The organism is Mammaliicoccus sp. C-M13, from assembly GCF_022386845.1.
In the GTDB taxonomy this organism is placed as follows: Bacteria; Bacillota; Bacilli; order Staphylococcales; family Staphylococcaceae; genus Mammaliicoccus; species Mammaliicoccus lentus.
Map to the genome: position 1 here is coordinate 39,396 of NZ_JAJNHQ010000012.1, position 19,703 is coordinate 59,098.

Annotated in this window: 20 protein-coding genes; 13 read left to right on the top strand and 7 right to left on the bottom strand. The window is 33.4% G+C overall.

Features of this window, described 5'->3' with window-relative positions; genetic code table 11:
• Nucleotides 1-52 precede the first annotated feature (52 nt).
• From qoxD to qoxA, 4 genes are read right to left on the bottom strand one after another with little or no spacing between them, the layout of a single operon-like run.
• The gene (gene qoxD, locus LQ615_RS10375; RefSeq protein WP_016999651.1) at nucleotides 53-346 is read right to left on the bottom strand and encodes a cytochrome aa3 quinol oxidase subunit IV; all 294 of its coding nucleotides are present in this window, start codon (nucleotides 344-346) and stop codon (nucleotides 53-55) included.
• Entirely contained in the window at nucleotides 343-951 is a 609-nt protein-coding gene (gene qoxC, locus LQ615_RS10380; protein WP_016999652.1) for a cytochrome aa3 quinol oxidase subunit III, read from the bottom strand. The genes qoxD and qoxC overlap by 4 nt, the downstream gene beginning before the upstream one ends.
• A complete protein-coding gene (gene qoxB / locus LQ615_RS10385; RefSeq protein ID WP_016999653.1) occupies nucleotides 944-2,938 on the bottom strand; it encodes a cytochrome aa3 quinol oxidase subunit I in 1,995 nt (664 codons plus the stop codon). Before qoxB ends, qoxC begins: the two co-directional genes overlap by 8 nt.
• Nucleotides 2,938-4,053, bottom strand: coding sequence for a cytochrome aa3 quinol oxidase subunit II (qoxA, locus tag LQ615_RS10390; protein WP_016999654.1), 1,116 nt, complete (start codon nucleotides 4,051-4,053; stop codon nucleotides 2,938-2,940). The genes qoxB and qoxA overlap by 1 nt, the downstream gene beginning before the upstream one ends.
• Nucleotides 4,054-4,716: 663 nt before the next feature.
• Between qoxA and LQ615_RS10395 the strand changes: the two genes are divergently transcribed.
• Both LQ615_RS10395 and LQ615_RS10400 read left to right on the top strand, forming a co-directional pair.
• Nucleotides 4,717-5,172 carry a LytTR family DNA-binding domain-containing protein gene (locus LQ615_RS10395; RefSeq protein ID WP_070045564.1) on the top strand — a complete coding sequence of 152 codons (456 nt, stop codon included), beginning with the start codon at nucleotides 4,717-4,719 and terminating at the stop codon, nucleotides 5,170-5,172.
• A gap of 13 nt (nucleotides 5,173-5,185) precedes the next feature.
• Nucleotides 5,186-5,569 (top strand): DUF3021 domain-containing protein, encoded by a 384-nt coding sequence (locus LQ615_RS10400; protein WP_070045566.1) that lies wholly within the window; start codon nucleotides 5,186-5,188, stop codon nucleotides 5,567-5,569.
• Nucleotides 5,570-5,793: 224 nt separating this feature from the next.
• Here the strand turns inward: LQ615_RS10400 and LQ615_RS10405 are convergent, their stop codons facing one another.
• Both LQ615_RS10405 and LQ615_RS10410 read right to left on the bottom strand, forming a co-directional pair.
• Nucleotides 5,794-6,693 carry an immunoglobulin-like domain-containing protein gene (locus LQ615_RS10405; RefSeq protein WP_070045568.1) on the bottom strand — a complete coding sequence of 300 codons (900 nt, stop codon included), beginning with the start codon at nucleotides 6,691-6,693 and terminating at the stop codon, nucleotides 5,794-5,796.
• A 129-nt stretch (nucleotides 6,694-6,822) separates the two neighbouring features.
• On the bottom strand, nucleotides 6,823-7,251 hold the full coding sequence (locus tag LQ615_RS10410) for an RrF2 family transcriptional regulator (protein WP_016999656.1): 429 nt from the start codon (nucleotides 7,249-7,251) through the stop codon (nucleotides 6,823-6,825).
• A 179-nt stretch (nucleotides 7,252-7,430) separates the two neighbouring features.
• Between LQ615_RS10410 and LQ615_RS10415 the strand changes: the two genes are divergently transcribed.
• The gene (locus LQ615_RS10415; protein WP_239703993.1) at nucleotides 7,431-8,588 is read left to right on the top strand and encodes a globin domain-containing protein; all 1,158 of its coding nucleotides are present in this window, start codon (nucleotides 7,431-7,433) and stop codon (nucleotides 8,586-8,588) included.
• 80 nt (nucleotides 8,589-8,668) lie between these two features.
• On the opposite strand, the gene folD is transcribed toward LQ615_RS10415, so the two are convergent.
• Complete coding sequence (folD, locus tag LQ615_RS10420; RefSeq protein ID WP_070045572.1) at nucleotides 8,669-9,526, bottom strand: bifunctional methylenetetrahydrofolate dehydrogenase/methenyltetrahydrofolate cyclohydrolase FolD; 858 nt, start codon at nucleotides 9,524-9,526, stop codon at nucleotides 8,669-8,671.
• 206 nt (nucleotides 9,527-9,732) lie between these two features.
• Here folD and purE point away from each other — a divergent pair, with 206 nt between their 5' ends.
• Genes purE through purH form a run of 10 tightly spaced genes read left to right on the top strand, consistent with a single transcriptional unit; the run spans nucleotide 9,733 to nucleotide 19,696 of the window.
• Nucleotides 9,733-10,215, top strand: coding sequence for a 5-(carboxyamino)imidazole ribonucleotide mutase (purE, locus tag LQ615_RS10425; protein WP_070045574.1), 483 nt, complete (start codon nucleotides 9,733-9,735; stop codon nucleotides 10,213-10,215).
• Nucleotides 10,202-11,329 (top strand): 5-(carboxyamino)imidazole ribonucleotide synthase, encoded by a 1,128-nt coding sequence (gene purK / locus LQ615_RS10430; protein WP_064205025.1) that lies wholly within the window; start codon nucleotides 10,202-10,204, stop codon nucleotides 11,327-11,329. Before purE ends, purK begins: the two co-directional genes overlap by 14 nt.
• Nucleotides 11,330-12,031, top strand: a complete 702-nt coding sequence (purC, locus tag LQ615_RS10435; RefSeq protein ID WP_016999661.1) for a phosphoribosylaminoimidazolesuccinocarboxamide synthase — start codon at nucleotides 11,330-11,332, stop codon at nucleotides 12,029-12,031. It begins immediately after the preceding gene.
• 1 nt (nucleotide 12,032) lies between these two features.
• Nucleotides 12,033-12,293: a phosphoribosylformylglycinamidine synthase subunit PurS gene (gene purS / locus LQ615_RS10440; protein WP_064205026.1), complete on the top strand. Its 261-nt coding sequence runs from the start codon at nucleotides 12,033-12,035 to the stop codon at nucleotides 12,291-12,293.
• The gene (gene purQ / locus LQ615_RS10445; RefSeq protein ID WP_016999663.1) at nucleotides 12,293-12,964 is read left to right on the top strand and encodes a phosphoribosylformylglycinamidine synthase subunit PurQ; all 672 of its coding nucleotides are present in this window, start codon (nucleotides 12,293-12,295) and stop codon (nucleotides 12,962-12,964) included. The genes purS and purQ overlap by 1 nt, the downstream gene beginning before the upstream one ends.
• The gene (gene purL / locus LQ615_RS10450) at nucleotides 12,957-15,146 is read left to right on the top strand and encodes a phosphoribosylformylglycinamidine synthase subunit PurL (RefSeq protein WP_147641053.1); all 2,190 of its coding nucleotides are present in this window, start codon (nucleotides 12,957-12,959) and stop codon (nucleotides 15,144-15,146) included. The genes purQ and purL overlap by 8 nt, the downstream gene beginning before the upstream one ends.
• Entirely contained in the window at nucleotides 15,125-16,621 is a 1,497-nt protein-coding gene (gene purF, locus LQ615_RS10455) for an amidophosphoribosyltransferase (RefSeq protein WP_064205029.1), read from the top strand. The genes purL and purF overlap by 22 nt, the downstream gene beginning before the upstream one ends.
• Nucleotides 16,605-17,639 (top strand): phosphoribosylformylglycinamidine cyclo-ligase, encoded by a 1,035-nt coding sequence (gene purM, locus LQ615_RS10460; RefSeq protein ID WP_064211311.1) that lies wholly within the window; start codon nucleotides 16,605-16,607, stop codon nucleotides 17,637-17,639. The genes purF and purM overlap by 17 nt, the downstream gene beginning before the upstream one ends.
• Nucleotides 17,636-18,202 (top strand): phosphoribosylglycinamide formyltransferase, encoded by a 567-nt coding sequence (gene purN / locus LQ615_RS10465; protein ID WP_064205031.1) that lies wholly within the window; start codon nucleotides 17,636-17,638, stop codon nucleotides 18,200-18,202. Before purM ends, purN begins: the two co-directional genes overlap by 4 nt.
• A gap of 15 nt (nucleotides 18,203-18,217) precedes the next feature.
• On the top strand, nucleotides 18,218-19,696 hold the full coding sequence (purH, locus tag LQ615_RS10470; RefSeq protein ID WP_070045578.1) for a bifunctional phosphoribosylaminoimidazolecarboxamide formyltransferase/IMP cyclohydrolase: 1,479 nt from the start codon (nucleotides 18,218-18,220) through the stop codon (nucleotides 19,694-19,696).
• Nucleotides 19,697-19,703: the final 7 nt, after the last annotated feature.

The following is a 19,703-nucleotide window of genomic DNA, read 5'->3' on the forward strand; positions in this document are numbered from 1 at the left end:
TTCTTATTAGTAAGAACTGCGACTGTTTTATTTATTTAAACTTAGATTTTTATTATAGGTGAGAGCTGTGTCCACCAACCATCACCCAATAAGTACCGATTACAATAATTAAAGTAATGATTACTGCGAAGAGTACTTTGAATGCAGTTGCTCGACCGTCTCGTCCTTCTGTTAAGTGCATAAACATTAACAATTGTACAAGTGCCTGAATAAAAGCAAATCCAACAATAATTGAAGTTCTTACTTGTAGAGACATGCCAGTGTATAACATAACGTAAACAGCTAACAATGTAAGTACAATTGAGAATATTAAACCGACTGTATGATTTACGACTGTTTTATTCATGATCCACTCACCATCCCTACAAGATAAACTAGTGTAAAGATAAAGATCCATACAACATCTAGGAAGTGCCAATATAAACTACCTATGAAAATTTTAGGTGCGTTATGTTCATTTAAACCACGTCTAGCAATTTGGATTAAAACTCCTGAAATCCAGAATATACCTACAGTTACGTGAAGTCCGTGTGTTCCTAGTAAAATAAAGAACGCAGACCAGAATGAACCTAATTGAGCTGTAACACCTTCACCTACATAATGGGTAAATTCATATAATTCAAATCCAACGAATCCTGCACCAAGTAAAACGGTAATAATCATCCAAATCATCATCATTTTAACATTTTCTTTACGCATAAAGTAAACAGCTATACCACATGTGTAACTACTTACTAATAGTAAGAATGTCATTATCATGACTAAAGGTAATTCAAATAGTTCAGGCGTTGAAGCGCCACCATAAGAACCACTTTTTTGTAAGACTAGGAATGTTGCAAATAATGTACCGAATAACGCAATTTCAGCAGTAAGAAAGACCCAAAATCCGAGTTTATTTAATTGGCCTGTTTCATTAACAGTATCAATTGTATTATGTTGCTCATTACTCATCTTTATTGTCCTCCTTTTCCTTAAGTTCTTGTTCGCGTAATTCGCGTAATTTTGCTTCATTTTCTTCTAGCTCTTCAGCATGAATGTGGTAGCCATAGTCTTCTTGGAAACTTCTCCAAAACATACATGCTATAACTCCAATTAAGAATATAATTGCAGGTATATAAGTTTCAAATACTAAGAAGAAACCTCCGAATAAGAAACTAACTGCCATCCAGAATCCAACGTGTGTATTGTTAGGCATATGAATATCTTCATAATTTCTATTATCAAGATAATGTTTGCCATTTTGTTTCATTTCTACAAACGTTTCAGTGTCATACCACTCAGGTGTGATAGCAAAGTTATAGTGTGGTGGAATTGCTGATGCAGTAGACCATTCTAATGTTCTACCTAAGCCATCCCAGTTATCGCCTGTAGCTTCACGTTTTGCTCTACCGAAGCTGTATACTACGTTCCAAATTAATGCTAAGAATCCAATACCCATCAAGAATGCACCGATTGTTGAGATGAAGTTTAATGTGAACCATCCATCTTCAGGTACATATTGATATAGTCGACGAGGCATACCATCTAAACCTAATAGGAATTGTGGTAAGAAACATAGGTTAAAGCCTAATGTAAATGTCCAGAATAACCATTGGTTGATCTTTTCATTTAATTTGTAACCAAACATTTTTGGATACCAGAATATTAAACCAGCGAAACAAGCGAATACTACAGCTGCAATAATTACGTAGTGGAAGTGTGCCACTAAGAAATACGTATTATGATATTGATAGTCAGCTGCTGCCATTGCTAGCATAACACCTGTTACTCCACCTAAAGTAAAGTTAGGGATAAACGCTAAAGCGAATAACATTGGTGATTCAAAGGTGATTCGACCTTTAAATAGGGTGAATAGCCAGTTGAATATTTTAACACCCGTTGGTATTGCGATTAACATAGTTGAAATTGAGAAGAATGAGTTAACTAATGCGCCATTACCCATAGTGAAGAAATGGTGAACCCAAACTAAGAAACTTAAGAATGCAATACCGCCTGTTGCCCAAACCATACTTTGATGTCCAAACAAACGTTTACGAGCAAATGTTGGAATAATCTCTGAGAACATACCAAATGCAGGTAATACAAGAATATATACTTCAGGATGACCCCAAACCCAGAAGAAGTTTGCCCATAACATAGGCATACCACCATTTGCTATTTCAAAGAAGCTCGTTCCCATTAAACGGTCAAATGTCATTAAAGCAAGTGCGACAGTTAAAATAGGGAAAGCTAGAATAATTATTAATGACGTAATTAAAGTCGTTATTGTAAACATAGGGATTTCCATAAATTTCATTGATTTAGTACGTAATTTAAGGATAGTAACAAAGAAGTTAATACCTGTCATTAATGTACCAATACCTGCAATTTGTATTGCAATTAAATAATAGTTAATCCCAGTACCTGGACTGAAGTCAGTTGCTAATGGTGCATAGTTTGTCCAACCAGCAGCTGGCGCACCGCCAAGTACGAATGAAATATTGAATAATCCCATTCCTGCAGCAAATAACCAGAAACTCAAGTTATTTAACATAGGGAATGCAACGTCACGAGCACCAATTTGTAATGGAACAACCACGTTCATTAAACCGATTAAGAATGGCATAGCCATAAAGATAATCATGATTACACCGTGAGTTGTAAAGATTTCGTTATAGTGCTGTGACTCTAGTAATGTATTGTCTGGTGTCATTAATTGTAGACGAATAAGCAAAGCATCTACACCACCACGGAAGAACATTAGGATAGCAGAAATAATATACATAATCCCAATTTTCTTATGGTCGACAGATGTTAGCCATTCTGAATATAACCAATTCCATTTTTTATAGTAAGTTAAACCACCAACAACGCATATACCTGTTAATACAAGTAGAACTTGTGCCATTGTGATCATCCAGTCACTTTGGATGATGAGTTCATGCCATGGAAAATTCATTACTTGTCACCTCCATGGTTTTTATTAGAAGATTGTTTGTTACCTTTTTCATCTTCATTTTTTGCATCTTCTGATATTTTTTCCATTTCATCCATATGATGTTCTTCTTCTTTCTTGAATTCACTATCATATTTCTCGTTATTTTTAAGAATCATAGGTTTCATTCCATGACGTTCGTAGTTAGGGTTAGTAACCGTAACTTTACGTGGAGGGAGAACTGGTTTTTCAGTTACACCTTCACTTTCATCATAGAAGTTTGGATCTTTTGGTTCATAACGGTAACGTTTATAAGCATGGAAGATGTATTCTGGGTCTGCTGCTGGATCTACATATGCTAAGTGTGTTCCGCTATAAGTAAGTTCCTGATTCTTTGTTGTCGGAAGAATTTGATGATCAAATGTATCTTGATCTATTGTTTTACGTTTTTGCGATTTAGATACCCATTTATCGTAATCTTCATTACTTACTGAATTTACGTTAAATGTTTGTCTTGAGAAACCTTCACCATTAAAGTTTGAGTTTCTACCTTTGAAAGTACCTGTCTCATTTGCTTCTAAAGTCCAATCCATAGTCATACTTGTCATGGCATATTTTTGACCACCTAGTTGAGGTACCCAAAAACTAGTCATTGTATCCATTGACTGTAGCTTGAATAATACAGGACGGTTTTCTGGTATCGTTACGTGATTTACTGTTTCTACTTTTTCCTCTGGATAACTGAAGAACCATTTGAAACCAGCGCTCGTTGCATAAATAACGACGGGCTCGTCTTCTGATTTTGGTGCTTCTTCATAGTTATATAGAGATTTAACTGTAGGTACAGCCAATATCACTAATATGATAACAGGAATAATAAACCATACTGCTTCTAAAATGAGATTGTGATGCATTGTACCTGATGTTACATTTTTTGTTTTTCTATATTTAATGATAAATATTAAAAACAAAATTAAGACCACTACGACAATGAAGACCATCATAATAATTGAGAAAATAATTAAGAAATGTGAATCTTCCGCCATGGGTCCTTTAGGGTTTAATACTTCTAAGTTTGAACAACCACTAAGTAAAATACCTAGCGTTGACATGAGAAGTATTGACTTTAACTTTGCCACGTTTTTTACCTCCCATTTTCTATATACCTATATATATGGCTAGACCTTAATTTTAAAGGATTTATCCATATTTACAAGGCTATTTAAAGCCTTGTAAGCATTGTTTCCAATAAATGCATTGCTCTAGCTTTGATATGACGCTATTTAACCTAATTGTTAAATTTTTGTGTACTTTTTGAATTGAATAAGTAAATAATAAATTTTCACTTTATAATGATAATTTCAATGGTTTTATTGTAAATTCAGTAAGGTATATATAATTTTAAATTATTAAAATACATAAATAAATGGGATAAAAAAGAAAGACTTCTAATTTTTAGAAGTCTTAGACTGTGGACAAATTGTACTTAAAGTTATAAGTTCAGTTTGTTTTTTTGTATAAAAAAGTATTTTTCACTAAATTCAAACTTAAACTTCGTTTAATCTAGGCTATATGTGGCTCTTTTACGACCCACATTGCTAACAAATAATGTTGAGTGGTCAATTAAATTATTCTTAACCGTAATTTCTAATATTCTTTCAAATATTTGTTCAAACAAATCAGTATCATGGAAGTGTCTTGTATAATTTTAACCGCATATACTTGCATTTAAACCGGTTATGCCATAACTACTGACAAACCTATTTAAAACACATACTATATAACCAAAGGAGGTACTAGCTATGACAAATCAATTCAATGTTCACTTACACATTGATTCAACCTCATCATCAACAGATATAACGATCAGCACATACGAACAAAAAATCGGCAATCAACTATTAGATTATATTCAACAATATCAAACACCCTCCGATAAAATCGGTATAAAAACAACACAGGGTGTTCACCTTGTAACTAAGTCAGATATTATATTCATAGAAATATACGACAAACAGCTTACGATTATAACTAAAACAGAACAATTCACTTCAAGAATGTCACTTATATCGATACAACAGCAATTATCACAACAACATTTTGTACAAATCAGCAAATCTTCAATTGTAAACGTAGATTATATTTCAAAAGTATCGCCATCTTTCTCAGGTAATTTGATTGCCACCTTGATTAATAATAAAAAAGTATCAATATCTAGACGTTATGTTAAAAATTTAACAAAAATTTTAGGAATATAAGGAGGAAAATATTATGAAAGATATATTCAAATCCATATTACAAGGTATTGGAATCGGGAGTAGTATTATGTTGATATTCATCGCCATATTCAATATTTCAATTGATATTCCACAAGTGATGAGTGTTTATCTTTTCGGAGCTGTATGTGGTTTCTTACCAATCGTATATAAATCAGAGCGCATGCCATTACCTGTAAAACTGTTTATTCATTTAGGTGGTAGTATATTAACATTCTTCATCATTTCAACAATTAATCATTGGGTACCATTACAATTCGAACCTTTATTAGGTGCCCTTGTCATATTTACACTTATTTTTCTTGTCATTTGGTTTATCTTTATGATCATCAACATTCAACAAAGTAAAAAAATTAACGCTAAACTTAAAGAAATATAGCAACAAAAAATCCGAGACATCCAAGTTAGAATTTCAAACTGTCGACCTCCACTTTCAATGTTCAGCATTTTTAAGCGCTGACTCCTGCGGGAACAGCATGATTCGAAGACTACAGGCTGAGAACTTGCCCGCGGAAAGCATGCGCATAAAAAATGCCGACAAAGTATATAACTTTGTCGACACTCTGAGACTTCTAATTTTTAGAAGTCTTTCTTTTTAGAATATTATTTTACTGTAATTGTTCTACCTTGTGCTGTAATATGTCCGTCTTTATCTGATACAGCGTAACCAACTTTATATTTACCTGGTTTATTTGTGTTAACTTCACCGCTTGTAACGATGTCTGAAGTTAAATCATCGCCAGAATTAGATTTTGCTTTAACATCTTTAAGTAAATCGAAGTCTTCACCTTTATTTACTGTAATATCTTTAACACCTGTTAATTCAGGTTTAGGTGCTAAGTCACTGTCGTTAACATACACGCCTCGTTTATACGTGTAATAGTAACCATCTGAATCTTTTACATGATAAGTAATGTATTGTAAACCTGTTTTTGAAGTGTCGATATCACCTTTAACAGTTACTTTATCCGTTATATCACCATCTTTTTTATCTAAAGCTTTAACGCCTTTCATAGGATCAAAGTTATCACCTTGATACACTAAGTCTTTAGTTGGAACAGTAATTAGTGGCATATTTTCATCTAAGTCTTTTTTAGAAGTTTCTTTATTAGATGCTACTTCTGCTTTTTCTTTATTTTTATCTTTAGAAGCTTTATCTTTTGCCCCATTTAATGAACCTTCTTCTACTACATAAACATAGTGCCATTTCGTTCTATAAGCACCGTCAGAATCAGTAACTTTATATTGAACTTTGTATTTTCCTAATTTTGAAGTATCAACATCGCCAGTTACTTTTATTTTTTTAGTTAAATCTCCATCTTCTTTATCAAATGCTTTAATTCCTTTTAATAAATCATAGTCAGAGCCTTTTTCAACTACGTCGCCTTCAACACCTTTAATTTCAGGTAAGCTGTTTCCAGTTGCGTTTGCAGTTAGTGAAGGTGTAACAAGTGTTGCAGAAACACCTAAGACAGTTAATGATTGTATTAATTTATTCATCATAATATTATGTACTCCTTTGTTGTAAGGTTATAAGGAAAGGATAACATTTTTTTAAGTTGATTTCCTTATAGTTACAAGATTATCGCAAACTTGTAACATTTACATCGACCTTAAGACCGATATCTACTATTAAGGAGTGTAGAGTGTATCTTTTAGATTATTTTTGGGTACGATATCACTTAAAGTATATTGATCTAGCGTTTTGAGGTATTCATTTAATGCGTGGTGGAGTGCACCTTTGAGGCCACAATTTAGAGCGATAGGGCAAGTGTTCGTTTCCATATTGAAGCATTCGACTAGTTCGAAATGTTCTTCTGTTTGTCGAACAAGTGTACCGATATTTATGTCTTCAGGTGATAGATTAAGCGTAATTCCGCCATTTCTACCTCTGACTGATTTTAAATAACCTAATTTAACAAGTTGATGAACAATTTTTGTTAGATGGTTCTTAGATATACCATAAAAGTTTGCTATTTCTTCTATTTGAGATTGTTTCTTTTGCTGAGCAAGGTACATGAGAACTCGTAATGAATAATCCGTATATTGGGTGAGTTTCATAGGTCAGACCTCCTTATAATATACTTATTATACTTATTATTTATAACTTTACCAACAATTCAGATTGAAATATAAAAATGACAATTTTGTAAACAAACTGATAATTTATTGAATTACATTGTGAAACTATTTACAATTAAAGATGTATTTAAAATATATCTTTAAGAGGGGGCCTTCTGATGTTATCAGAACAAACTAGAGAAATAGTAAAACAAACAGTGCCTGTATTGGAACAGCACGGAACTGAAATTACAAAAGTATTTTACACAAGAATGTTTGAAGCACATCCTGAATTATTGAACATTTTCAACAAATCTAACCAAAAACAAGGTAAACAACAAACAGCTTTAGCACAAACAGTTTTAGCGGCTGCAAAACATATTGATAATTTAGGTGCTATCTTTCCTAATGTTAATCAAATTGCACATAAACACCGCGCTTTACAAGTTAAAGAAGAGCATTATCCAATAGTGGGGGAATACTTATTAAAAGCTATTAAAGAAGTACTTGGAGATGCAGCTACAGATGAAATTATGAATGCGTGGGAAGAAGCATATGGTGAAATAGCAAGTGTATTTATTTCAATGGAAAAAGAAATGTATGAAAAAGCAGCTTGGGATGGTTTCCAACCGTTTAAAATTACGAATATTTTAAATCAAGGCACGACAATGAAATCATTTGAAGTAGAACCAGAAGTTGCATTAGAAATACCAGAATTAGTAGCTGGACAATATATAACAGTGCGTGTGAAGCCTGAAAATGATGAAAATCTAGCATTAAGACACTATTCTCTTTATTCTGTAGAAAATGATGGAACATTAAAATTCGCTGTTAAAAAAGAAGGTACAGGAGAGAAAAAAGGTATCGTGTCACATGAATTACACGATAATACTTCTATAGGTGATAGTATTGAAATTTCAGCACCAGCAGGGGACTTTAAAGTGAATTCAGAAGCTGGTAAAGAATTGTTATTATTATCTTCTGGTGCAGGTGTTACACCAATGCTTGCTATGTTAGAAGATGAAGCTAAAAAAGGAAGACAAGTACATTTTGTACATGTTAATGAAAGTGAAGCAGATGTTCCGTTTAAAACTGAGCTTACAGAAATTAACGAAAAATATGATAACGTCGATGTAACTTATCATTTGAAATTAAGAGACGGATATTTAACAAGCGATTCTTTACAACATTGGATTAATGAAAATACTGACATTTATTTATGTGGTGGTATATTATTTATGGATACAATATTCGATGAATTTGCTAAATTAAATATTAGTCAATCAGATGTTAACTTCGAACCATTCGGTCCAAAAATGAGTATTACAAACGTATAATACGAGCAAAAGTGAATTAATTAAAAAAGCCTTAACGCCAGTTGTAATCATTCTGTACAACAAAGCGTTAAGGCTTTTTCTTATTCTATGTTATTTTTCCATTTTTCAGCTAACAGTGTGTTGTTTAATACCATTGTAATCGTTAATGGACCAACACCACCTGGTACTGGCGTAATAGCACTCGCAACTTCTTTTACTGCTTCAAAGTCTACGTCACCTTTCAGTTTTCCATTTTCATCTGGTGTGTTACCAACATCTACAATGACTGCCCCTGGTTTTACTAAATCTTTTGTAACAAGATGTACACGGCCAACAGCACTAACGATAACATCAGCTTGCTTTAGAACTTCTTCTGTATTTGTTGATTTGGAATGTAATAAAGTAACGGTAGCATCTTGATCTGTTAATAATTTACTTACTGGTTGCCCAACTATATGACTTCTGCCTATAACAGCAACATTCTTACCATTTAAGTCTATATCAGCATGTTTTAATATTTCCATTATACCTAATGGAGTACATGGAATAAATGTACGCTCACCAGTATATAATCTTCCTATGTTGATAGGATTAAAACCATCTACATCTTTATCTGGGTTAATGGCTTCTAGTACTTTTGCTTCTGATACTTGCTCTGGTAAAGGTACTTGAACTAATATACCACTCACTGAATCATCATTGTTTAAGCGTTCTAACTCATTTAACACTTCTTCTTCCGAAGATGATTCATCCATATGTACTATTTCAGAAATCATGCCAATTTTTTCAGCTGCTTTCTTTTTAGAATTAACATAACTCTGGCTCGCACCGTCATTTCCAACAAGAATAACAGATAGTTTAGGTACGATATTTTGTTCTTTTAATTTTTCCACTTCACTTTGTAGACCACTTCTGTATGCTTTTGCAATCTCTTTACCATCTAATATTTTTGCTGACATATAAATCCTCCTAAATTATAAATCGAACTTTAACATTGTTTACATAGTAAATTATGTCGTTAATACGAACATAAATCAAATATTTTTGTATAAAAATATAAAAATGTTCGTTTTTCCATTGAAAATAGCAAAATCAATTGTTATGCTATATCTGTAATATACACAATAAAACTTTAACATTTCAACTAATTGAAAGGGTGACAAAGATGAAAGTGGCAGTAATAATGGGTAGTTCTTCCGACTGGCCAATCATGAAAGAAGCATGTGACATGCTTGATTATTTTGGTATTGAATATGAAAAAGAAGTCGTGTCTGCTCATAGAACACCATTAAAAATGGTTGATTATGCTAAGAGTGCAACAAAAAATAACATAGATATTATTATTGCTGGTGCCGGTGGTGCAGCTCATTTACCAGGAATGGTAGCGTCATTAACGACTGCTCCTGTTATAGGCGTGCCAATAGAATCTAAAAGTTTAAAAGGTCTAGATTCTTTATTATCTATAGTTCAAATGCCAGGAGGTATTCCTGTTGCTACAACAGCTATAGGTAAAGCAGGTAGTAAAAATGCTGGCATTCTTGCAGTTAGAATGATAGGTATGCACGATAATAAAGTTAGACATCAATTAGTTAAATATGAAGAAAGTTTAGTTGATAAAGTGGAGGAAATGCAAAATGACTTATTATAACCTTGAAGCAGGTGACATGATAGGTATTGTAGGTGGCGGCCAACTAGGAAAGATGATGGCACAATCGGCACAAAAAATGGGGTTTAAAGTTGCAATACTAGATCCTGACGAGGATTGTCCAGCTCAATATGTAGCACATGAATTTATCAATGCGGCATATTCAGACGATTTAGCCCTTAAACGTTTAGGTGAAATTTCAAAAGTAATTACTTACGAATTTGAAAATATTGATGCACATCAATTAGAAACACTCTCTAACCAATTTAATATTCCTCAAGGAAGTGAAACAGTAGCTTTATTACAAGACAGATTAACTGAAAAACAAACATTACAAGAAGCAAACGTAAATATTGTTCCTTTTATAGAAGTTAAAGAAATATCTGATCTTGAGGAAGCTATTGATGAAATTGGACTTCCATTTATAATCAAAACGCGTTTTGGTGGATATGACGGTAAAGGTCAGTTAATTATACGTGAAAAGAGCGAACTAGAAGAAGCACGCAAATTAGTCACTGATACACCATGCGTTGTAGAAAAGTTTATTTCCCTTAATAAAGAAGTATCTATTACGGCAACACGTGATATATACAATCAAACAGTTTATTTTCCACTACAAGAGAATGAACATAGAAATCAAATATTATACAAAACGGTTGTTCCAGCACGAGTAGATTTAGAAAACAAAGCAATAGAAGAAGTTAAAAAAATTATGACTAAGCTCCATTTTGTAGGAACTTTTACAGTCGAATTTTTTGTAACAAACGATCAAGATTTATTTGTTAATGAGATTGCACCGAGACCACATAATTCAGGTCATTATTCAATAGAAGCTTGTGATTATTCTCAATTCGATACACATATTCTTGCTGTGGCTGGATGGCACTTACCTAAGCAAATCTCATTATTGAAACCAGCGATTATGATGAATTTATTAGGTCAAGATGTGAACTTATTATATGAAACTTTTTACAAACATCCGGAATGGCACGTTCATTTGTACGGTAAAAAAGTAAATAAAACAAATCGTAAGATGGGTCATATCACAAAATTAACAGAAGACTTAAATAAAGATGAAGCGATGTTTAACAATTTGTTTGAAGGGCGGAACAATTAAATGACTCTATTATATGAAGGAAAAGCAAAAAGAGTTTTTAACACCGAGAAAGAAAATATTTTAAGAATTGAATATAAAGATGAAGTCACAGCTGGCAACGGTGCAAAAAAAGATGAAATGACTGGTAAAGGTCGTTTAAATAATCTTATTACATCTAAAATTTTTGGAATTTTGCAAACAAGAGACATCGAAAGTCATTTTGTTGAAAAACTATCAGATACGGAACAATTAGTAAAAGCAGTAGAAATATTTCCATTAGAAGTAGTTGTACGTAATGTAGCAGCTGGTTCCATTTGCAAAAGACTTGGTTTTGAAAAAGGACATCAATTTGAAAAGCCATTACTAGAATTGTTTTATAAGAAAGACGAATTAAATGACCCGCTTATTACAGATGACCATGTAGAACTATTAAATATTGCTACAACAGAACAATTAGAAGTTATTAAAAATAAGGCATTACAAGTTAACACAGTTTTAAGTGAAATCATGGAAGAAATGAATCTTTTATTAGTGGATTTCAAAATAGAGTTTGGGTATACAGCTGACGGCGAAATCTTGTTAGCAGATGAGATATCTCCAGATACATGCCGTATATGGGATAAAGATACTCATGAAAACTTTGATAAAGATGTATATAGAGAAGACACTGGATCATTAATTGATACGTATGAAACTTTTTATAATAAATTGGAGGAACTATAAAATGAAAAATATTGAATTGCACATTACATTACAAGGACAAGTTTTAGATACACAAGGACAAGCATTGAATAGAGCTGTACACGATTTAGGTTATGAGCAAGTCAATAATATTAGAGTAGGTAAAGTAATATACATGACAGTTGAAGAAACAGATGAAGCAACAATCCATAATATCGTTAATACACTTAGTGAAAAATTATTTGCGAATACTGTAATTGAAGAATATAGTTTTAAAATTTTAGAAGATAAGGAGAACGCATAATGAAATTAGCTGTATTAGTCTTCCCAGGTTCAAATTGTGACCGCGACATGTACAATGCTGCTACACGTTCTGGAGTTGAAGCGGAGTATGTTGATTATAGAGAAACATCTTTAAAAGGTTTTGATGGTGTTCTGATACCAGGCGGTTTTTCATTTGGTGACTACTTAAGATCAGGAGCTATGGCTAGAGTTGCTCCAATTATAAAAGAAGTTAAAAGACTAGCAGAAGAAGGGAAACCAGTATTAGGTGTTTGTAACGGTTTTCAAATTTTAACTGAAATCGGATTATTGCCAGGTGCGCTTTTGCATAACGATGATCATTTATTCGTTAGCAGAAATGAAGAATTAACGATTGTTAATAATCAAACAAAATTTACACATCAATATGATGAAAATGAAACAGTAGTATATCCAGTTGCACATGGCGAAGGACACTACTATTGTACGGATGAAATGTATGAAGAATTGAAAAAACATAATCAAATTATTTTAACGTACCAAGATAATCCAAATGGTTCATACAAAGATATAGCAGGGATTACAAATATAGAAGGTAACGTTTGTGGTATGATGCCACATCCTGAGAGAGCTATGGAAACATTACTTGGCTCAGATAGCGGTGTTAAGTTATTTCAATCTATGATCGAAAGTTGGAGGGAACAACATGTCTAAGTTTTTAGAACCGAGTATTAAAGAAATCGAAACTGAACATTTATATAGAGATATGGGATTAACGGATGAAGAGTATCAAAAAGTTATAAGCATATTAGGAAGAAAACCTAATTTCACTGAAATTGGTATTTTCTCAGTTATGTGGAGTGAACATTGTTCTTATAAACATTCTAAACCATTTCTTAAACAGTTTCCTACAACTGGAGAACGCGTATTAATGGGACCTGGTGAAGGTGCAGGTGTTGTAGATATTGGTGATAATCAAGCAGTAGTATTTAAAGTTGAATCTCATAACCACCCTTCAGCAATTGAACCTTATCAAGGTGCAGCTACTGGTGTAGGCGGTATTATCCGTGACATCGTATCTATCGGGGCTAGACCAATTTCATTATTAAATAGTTTAAGATTTGGTGAATTATCAAATAAAACAAACCGTAGATTATTTAGCGGAGTTGTAAAAGGGATAGGTGGTTACGGAAACTGTATAGGCATCCCAACTGTAGCTGGTGAAATTGAATTTGATGAAAGATATGATGGTAATCCTCTTGTTAACGCAATGTGTGTAGGTATTATCGATCACGATAAAATTCAAAAGGGTACTGCAAAAGGTAAAGGCAATCCAGTAATATATGTAGGTTTAAAAACTGGTAGAGATGGCATTCATGGTGCAACTTTTGCTTCTGAGGAATTGAGTGAAGCATCTGAAAGTAAAAGACCTTCAGTACAAATAGGCGACCCATTCGTTGGTAAAAAATTAATGGAAGCAACACTAGAAGCAATTACATATCCTGAGCTTGTAGGTATTCAAGATATGGGGGCAGCAGGTTTAACTTCTTCATCTTCTGAAATGGCAGCAAAAGGTGGTAGTGGTATTCATCTACATTTAGAAAAAGTTCCAACAAGAGAAGAGGGTATTTCACCATATGAAATGATGTTGTCTGAAACTCAAGAACGTATGTTACTTGTAGTTGAAAAAGGAACAGAACAAAAATTCTTAGATTTATTTGAACATCATGAATTAGATTCTGCAGTAATTGGAGAAGTAACTGATACAAACCGCTTCGTTTTATCTTATGAAGATGAAGTTTATGCAGATATACCTGTAGAACCTTTAGCAGACGAAGCACCTGTGTATATTTTAGAAGGTAAAACACCTAACTATGAAACAAAAGATAATAAATATGAAGATATTGATGTAAAAGATGTATTTAATCAATTAATTAGTCATCCAACTATAGCTTCAAAAGAATTTGCTTATGAACAATACGATCAACAAGTTGGGGCAAATACTATACGCAAACCAGGTATTCACGCTGGTGTCGTTAGAGTAGAGGGTACTAAAAAAGCAATTGCTTCAACTATTGATGGCGAAGCTAGATATGTTTTTAACAATCCTTATGAAGGTGGAAAAATGGTTGTTGCAGAAGCGTATCGTAACCTGATTTCAGTCGGTGCAACGCCTTTAGCAATGACTGATTGTTTAAATTATGGTTCACCAGAAAAACCAGAAATATATCAACAATTAGCTGATTCAACAAAAGGGATGGCAGAAGCTTGTGAAATACTCAAAACACCAGTAGTTTCAGGTAACGTTTCCTTGTATAACGAAACAAAAGGTACTTCAATATTCCCAACACCAGTTATTGGTATGGTTGGTTTAATTGAAGATGTAGAATATTTAAATGATTTTAAACCTCAAGCTTCAGAACGCATTTATCTAGTAGGCGACACTGAAAATAACTTTGGTGGAAGTCAAATCGAAAAACTTCTATATAGAGATGTTAATCATGAACATTGTGAAATAGATTTGAATACAGAAGTACAAAGAGGAGAAACAATTAAAAAAGCAATTGTAGATGGGAAAGCGTCACATGTACAAGCATTAGGTAAAGGCGGAATCGCAATAGGCTTAGCTAAACTTAGCGCACACTTTAATTTAGGAGTTGAAGTTAATTTAGAACTTACAAACGCACAATTGTTTAGTGAAACACAAGGTCGATATATTGTCGTAGCAAAAGAAGGCGAAACAATAGATATCGATGGTGCAATTGAAATTGGTAAATTAACTGACGATACGCAATTTAAACTATCGAACCAAACTACACAATTAACTGTCGACGTGAAGAATATAAGGGAACAATTGAAAGGGGCAATTGGCCAATGCATGAAATCAAAAGTCTAAATGAGGAATGTGGCGTGTTTGGTATATGGAATCATCCAGAGTCAGCACAATTAACATATATGGGCTTACACAGTTTACAACATAGAGGTCAAGAAGGAGCAGGAATTGTTGGGTCAAATGGCAATGAATTAAAGGGTGAACGTGGTTTAGGCTTATTATCAGAAGCGATTTCTGATGCGCAATTAGAATCTTTCAAAGATTATAACCATGCAATAGGACACGTGAGATATGCGACATCTGGCAATAAAGGAATAGAAAACATTCAGCCATTTTTATATCATTTTTACGATATGAGTGTTGGCGTTTGCCATAACGGTAACTTAGTAAATGCACAAAGTTTGAGGAAAAAACTAGAAAAAGATGGCGCGATTTTTCACTCTTCATCAGATACAGAAGTGATTATGCACCTAATCAGACGAAGCAAAGCAACTGATTTCGAAGGAAGTTTAAAAGAAAGTTTAAACATAATTAAAGGCGGATTTACGTTTGCATTACTAACTAAAGATGCATTATATGGAGCAGTTGATCCAAATGCCATTAGACCTTTAGCGGTAGGTCGAATGAAAACTGGAGCTTATATTATAGCTAGTGAAACATGTGCAATCGATGTATTAGGCGCTGAATTTGTAAGGGATATACATGCAGGAGAATATGTTGTAATTAATGACGACGGAATAAGAGTAGAATCTTACACTACACAAACCTCAACAGCGATTTCAGCTATGGAATATATTTATTTTGCAAGACCAGATTCAACAATTGCGGGTAAAAATGTTCATGCAGTCCGTAAAGAATCAGGAAAACGTTTAGCTGACGAAAGCCCAGTAAAAGGTGCAGACATGGTAATAGGGGTGCCAAATTCATCTCTATCTGCAGCAACTGGATTTGCTGAAGAAAGCCACTTACCTTATGAAATGGGTCTAGTTAAAAATCAATATGTCGCAAGAACATTCATTCAGCCGACACAGGAACTTCGTGAACAGGGTGTGCGTGTGAAATTATCAGCTGTAAAAGATATTGTTTACGGTAAGAATATAGTGCTCGTAGATGATTCAATTGTGAGAGGAACTACAAGTAAAAGAATCGTAAGAATGCTAAAAGATGCTGGTGCAAATGAAATACATGTACGCATAGCATCTCCTGAGTTTATGTTTCCGAGTTTCTACGGTATCGATGTTTCAACATCATCAGAATTAATTTCTGCTCACAAATCACCAGAAGAAATACGAGACTATATAGGAGCAGATTCTTTAGCATATTTAAGCGTAGATGGTTTGATTGACTCAATTGGTTTAGATTTAGACGTACCTTACAACGGATTATGTGTTGAAAGTTTCACTGGTGATTATCCAGCAGGTTTGTATGACTATGAAACACGTTATTTCGAAAACTTAAGTAAACGACAAAAAGAATATTTAAGTGAACACAAACAATACTTTGATAGAGAGGGTAATCTTAATGTCGAAAGCATATAAAGCATCCGGTGTTGATATTGAAGCAGGTTATGAAGCAGTTAATAGAATGAAATCTCACGTACAAAGTACGATGAGAAAAGAGGTACTTGGTGGTCTAGGTGGTTTCGGAGCAGCGTTTGATTTATCCCAATTAAATATGAAGAAACCAGTTTTAGTTTCGGGTACTGATGGTGTAGGAACAAAATTAAAATTAGCTATCGATAATAATAAACATGACACAATAGGTATAGATGCAGTCGCTATGTGCGTAAATGATATTTTAACAACTGGGGCAGAGCCATTATATTTCCTTGACTATATTGCAACAAACAAAGTAAATCCGGAAACGATTGAGAATATCGTTTCTGGTGTATCTGTTGCTTGTAAAGAAACAAACTGTGCTTTAATCGGTGGAGAAACTGCAGAAATGGGCGAAATGTATCATGAAGGTGAGTATGATATAGCTGGTTTCTGTGTAGGCGCAGTTGAAAAAGATGAATATATCGATGGCAGTAATGTGTCTGAAAATGATGTCATTATTGGTATAACTTCAAGTGGTATTCATTCGAACGGATATAGCTTGGTAAGAAACTTAATCAAAACAAGTGGTATTAATCTAGAGGACCAATTTGATGATCAACATAGTTATTTAGATGTGTTTTTAGAACCTACTAAATTATATGTAAAACCTGTACTTTCTGTATTGAATAAAGTGAAAGTAAAAGCTATGTCGCACATTACTGGCGGCGGTTTTATAGAAAATATACCAAGAGCTATTCCAGATAATATGGATGCAAATATTGATGTGAATACTTATAAAATTCCTAAAATATTTAAATGGTTGCAAGAACAAGGCGAGATTGATGCAACTGAAATGTATAACGTGTTCAATATGGGTATTGGTTTCGTATTAATAGTTGATCAAAATGATAAAGATGAAGTATTGAATACATTAAAAGAACAGAACGAAGAAGCTTACGTTATTGGGGAAATTACAAAAGGTTCTGGTAACGTGAATTTATCGGGGGTTCAATTATGATAAAAACTGCTATTTTTGCTTCAGGTAACGGTTCTAATTTCGAAAAAATTATGGAAAATATTGAATATGGTCATTTAAGTCATATCGAAGTTACTGCTTTATTTACAGATAACCCGAATGCATTTTGTGTTGAAAGAGCAAGAAGGTTTAATCTACCTGTATATATCATTGATCCTAGAACATATGATAATAAAAAGGAATATGAGGAAGCTCTAATTACAAGATTATCTCAAGAAAGAGTGAGTTGGATTATTTTAGCTGGTTATATGAGACTTGTAGGTCCAACTTTACTTAGTCAATATGAAGGAAAAATTTTAAATATACATCCTTCAATATTACCAAGCTTTCCTGGTAAAGATGCAGTTGGTCAAGCACTAGATTATGGTGTAAGAGTTACAGGAGCAACTGTACATTACGTAGACAGTGGTATGGATACAGGAGAAATTATAGACCAACTAAGTTGCCCAGTTTATCCAGACGATACAAGAGACACACTACAGCTGAGAATACAGAACTTAGAATATGAACTATATCCGCGCGTCATTAAAGAAATCATAAAATAAAGGAGTCTTTACAAAATGAAAAATGCAATATTAAGTGTTTCAGATAAAACGAACATTGTCGAATTTACACGTAATTTAATTAAAAATGACTACAAAGTCTATTCTACTGGTGGCACTAAAAAAGCTTTAGAAGAAGCGAATGTTGAAGTGTACTCAGTATCAGAACTAACAGACTTTCCTGAAATAATGGATGGTCGTGTAAAAACACTTCACCCTGGTGTACATGGTGGTATACTTGCAAATCGTTCTATTCCTGAACATTTATCAGCATTAGAGGAACAAGGTATCGACTTAATCGATTTAGTCGTTGTTAATCTATATCCGTTTAAAGAAACAATTAAAAAAGAAAATGTTACTGAAGAAGAAGCAATTGAGAATATAGACATTGGTGGACCAACTATGTTGAGAGCTGCTGCTAAAAACTTCAAATTTGTAACGACAGTTGTTAATCCTGATGATTATGAAGAAGTGATTCGACGTATAGAGAACAATGAATTAGATGAGAATTACAGAAAATCATTAATGATAAAAGTTTTCAAACATACTAATGATTATGATAATACGATTGTAGAATTCTTTAATGATGCTTCTGAAGAATTAAGATATGGAGAAAATCCACAACAAAATGCTACGTTTGTTAAGACTTCTCAAGAGCCTAATACTTTAGCTGGAGCTAAACAGTTACATGGAAAAGCATTAAGTTTTAATAATATAAAAGATGCAGACGCAACATTATCATTGATTAAGAAGTTTGAACAACCTGCAGCAGTAGCTGTTAAACACATGAACCCTTGTGGGGTAGGTGTAGGTGAAACAATAGAACAAGCATATGAATATGCTTATGAAGCGGATTCACAATCAATATTTGGTGGAATAGTTGCACTTAATAGACCTGTTACAAAAGCTTTAGCAGAAAATCTACATTCTATTTTCTTAGAAGTGGTTATCGCTCCTCATTTTGAAGAGGAAGCATTGGAAGTTCTTAAAGGTAAGAAAAATATTAGATTGTTAGAAATCGATATGGCTGAAACAAAAGATGAACAAGAATTTGTTTCTGTTTCAGGTGGATACTTAGTTCAAGATAAAGATAATGCAATTATTAAAAGAGAAGATATGAAAGTAGTAACAGATGTTGAACCAAGTGAAGAGCAATGGAAAGCATTAGAACTTGCTTGGAAAGTAGTACGTTCAGTTAAAAGTAATGCGATTGTTCTAGCAAATGATCATCAAACTGTCGGTGTCGGCGCTGGACAGATGAATAGAGTAGGATCAGCTAAAATTGCGATAGATAGAGCAATTGAAATGAATGATAATGTAGCTTTAGCCTCTGATGGCTTTTTCCCAATGGGAGATTCAGTTGAAACTGCTGCAAAAGCTGGCATTAAGACAATTATTCAACCAGGCGGTTCAATAAAAGATCAAGAATCTATTGATATGGCAAATAAATATGGCATAAGTATGGTATTTACTGGCGTGAGACACTTTAAACATTAGGAGGTTC

Coding starts and splice junctions, on each gene's coding strand:
- qoxB (WP_016999653.1), bottom strand. CDS start 2,938: ATGAATTTTCCATGGCATGAACTCATCATCCAAAGTGACTGGATGATC.
- LQ615_RS10405 (WP_070045568.1), bottom strand. CDS start 6,693: ATGATGAATAAATTAATACAATCATTAACTGTCTTAGGTGTTTCTGCA.
- purL (WP_147641053.1), top strand. CDS start 12,957: ATGTCTAAGTTTTTAGAACCGAGTATTAAAGAAATCGAAACTGAACAT.
- qoxD (WP_016999651.1), bottom strand. CDS start 346: ATGAATAAAACAGTCGTAAATCATACAGTCGGTTTAATATTCTCAATT.
- LQ615_RS10415 (WP_239703993.1), top strand. CDS start 7,431: ATGTTATCAGAACAAACTAGAGAAATAGTAAAACAAACAGTGCCTGTA.
- purC (WP_016999661.1), top strand. CDS start 11,330: ATGACTCTATTATATGAAGGAAAAGCAAAAAGAGTTTTTAACACCGAG.
- purS (WP_064205026.1), top strand. CDS start 12,033: ATGAAAAATATTGAATTGCACATTACATTACAAGGACAAGTTTTAGAT.
- purH (WP_070045578.1), top strand. CDS start 18,218: ATGAAAAATGCAATATTAAGTGTTTCAGATAAAACGAACATTGTCGAA.
- purK (WP_064205025.1), top strand. CDS start 10,202: ATGACTTATTATAACCTTGAAGCAGGTGACATGATAGGTATTGTAGGT.
- LQ615_RS10400 (WP_070045566.1), top strand. CDS start 5,186: ATGAAAGATATATTCAAATCCATATTACAAGGTATTGGAATCGGGAGT.
- purF (WP_064205029.1), top strand. CDS start 15,125: ATGCATGAAATCAAAAGTCTAAATGAGGAATGTGGCGTGTTTGGTATA.
- purQ (WP_016999663.1), top strand. CDS start 12,293: ATGAAATTAGCTGTATTAGTCTTCCCAGGTTCAAATTGTGACCGCGAC.
- LQ615_RS10410 (WP_016999656.1), bottom strand. CDS start 7,251: ATGAAACTCACCCAATATACGGATTATTCATTACGAGTTCTCATGTAC.
- purE (WP_070045574.1), top strand. CDS start 9,733: ATGAAAGTGGCAGTAATAATGGGTAGTTCTTCCGACTGGCCAATCATG.
- purN (WP_064205031.1), top strand. CDS start 17,636: ATGATAAAAACTGCTATTTTTGCTTCAGGTAACGGTTCTAATTTCGAA.
- folD (WP_070045572.1), bottom strand. CDS start 9,526: ATGTCAGCAAAAATATTAGATGGTAAAGAGATTGCAAAAGCATACAGA.
- purM (WP_064211311.1), top strand. CDS start 16,605: ATGTCGAAAGCATATAAAGCATCCGGTGTTGATATTGAAGCAGGTTAT.
- qoxC (WP_016999652.1), bottom strand. CDS start 951: ATGAGTAATGAGCAACATAATACAATTGATACTGTTAATGAAACAGGC.
- LQ615_RS10395 (WP_070045564.1), top strand. CDS start 4,717: ATGACAAATCAATTCAATGTTCACTTACACATTGATTCAACCTCATCA.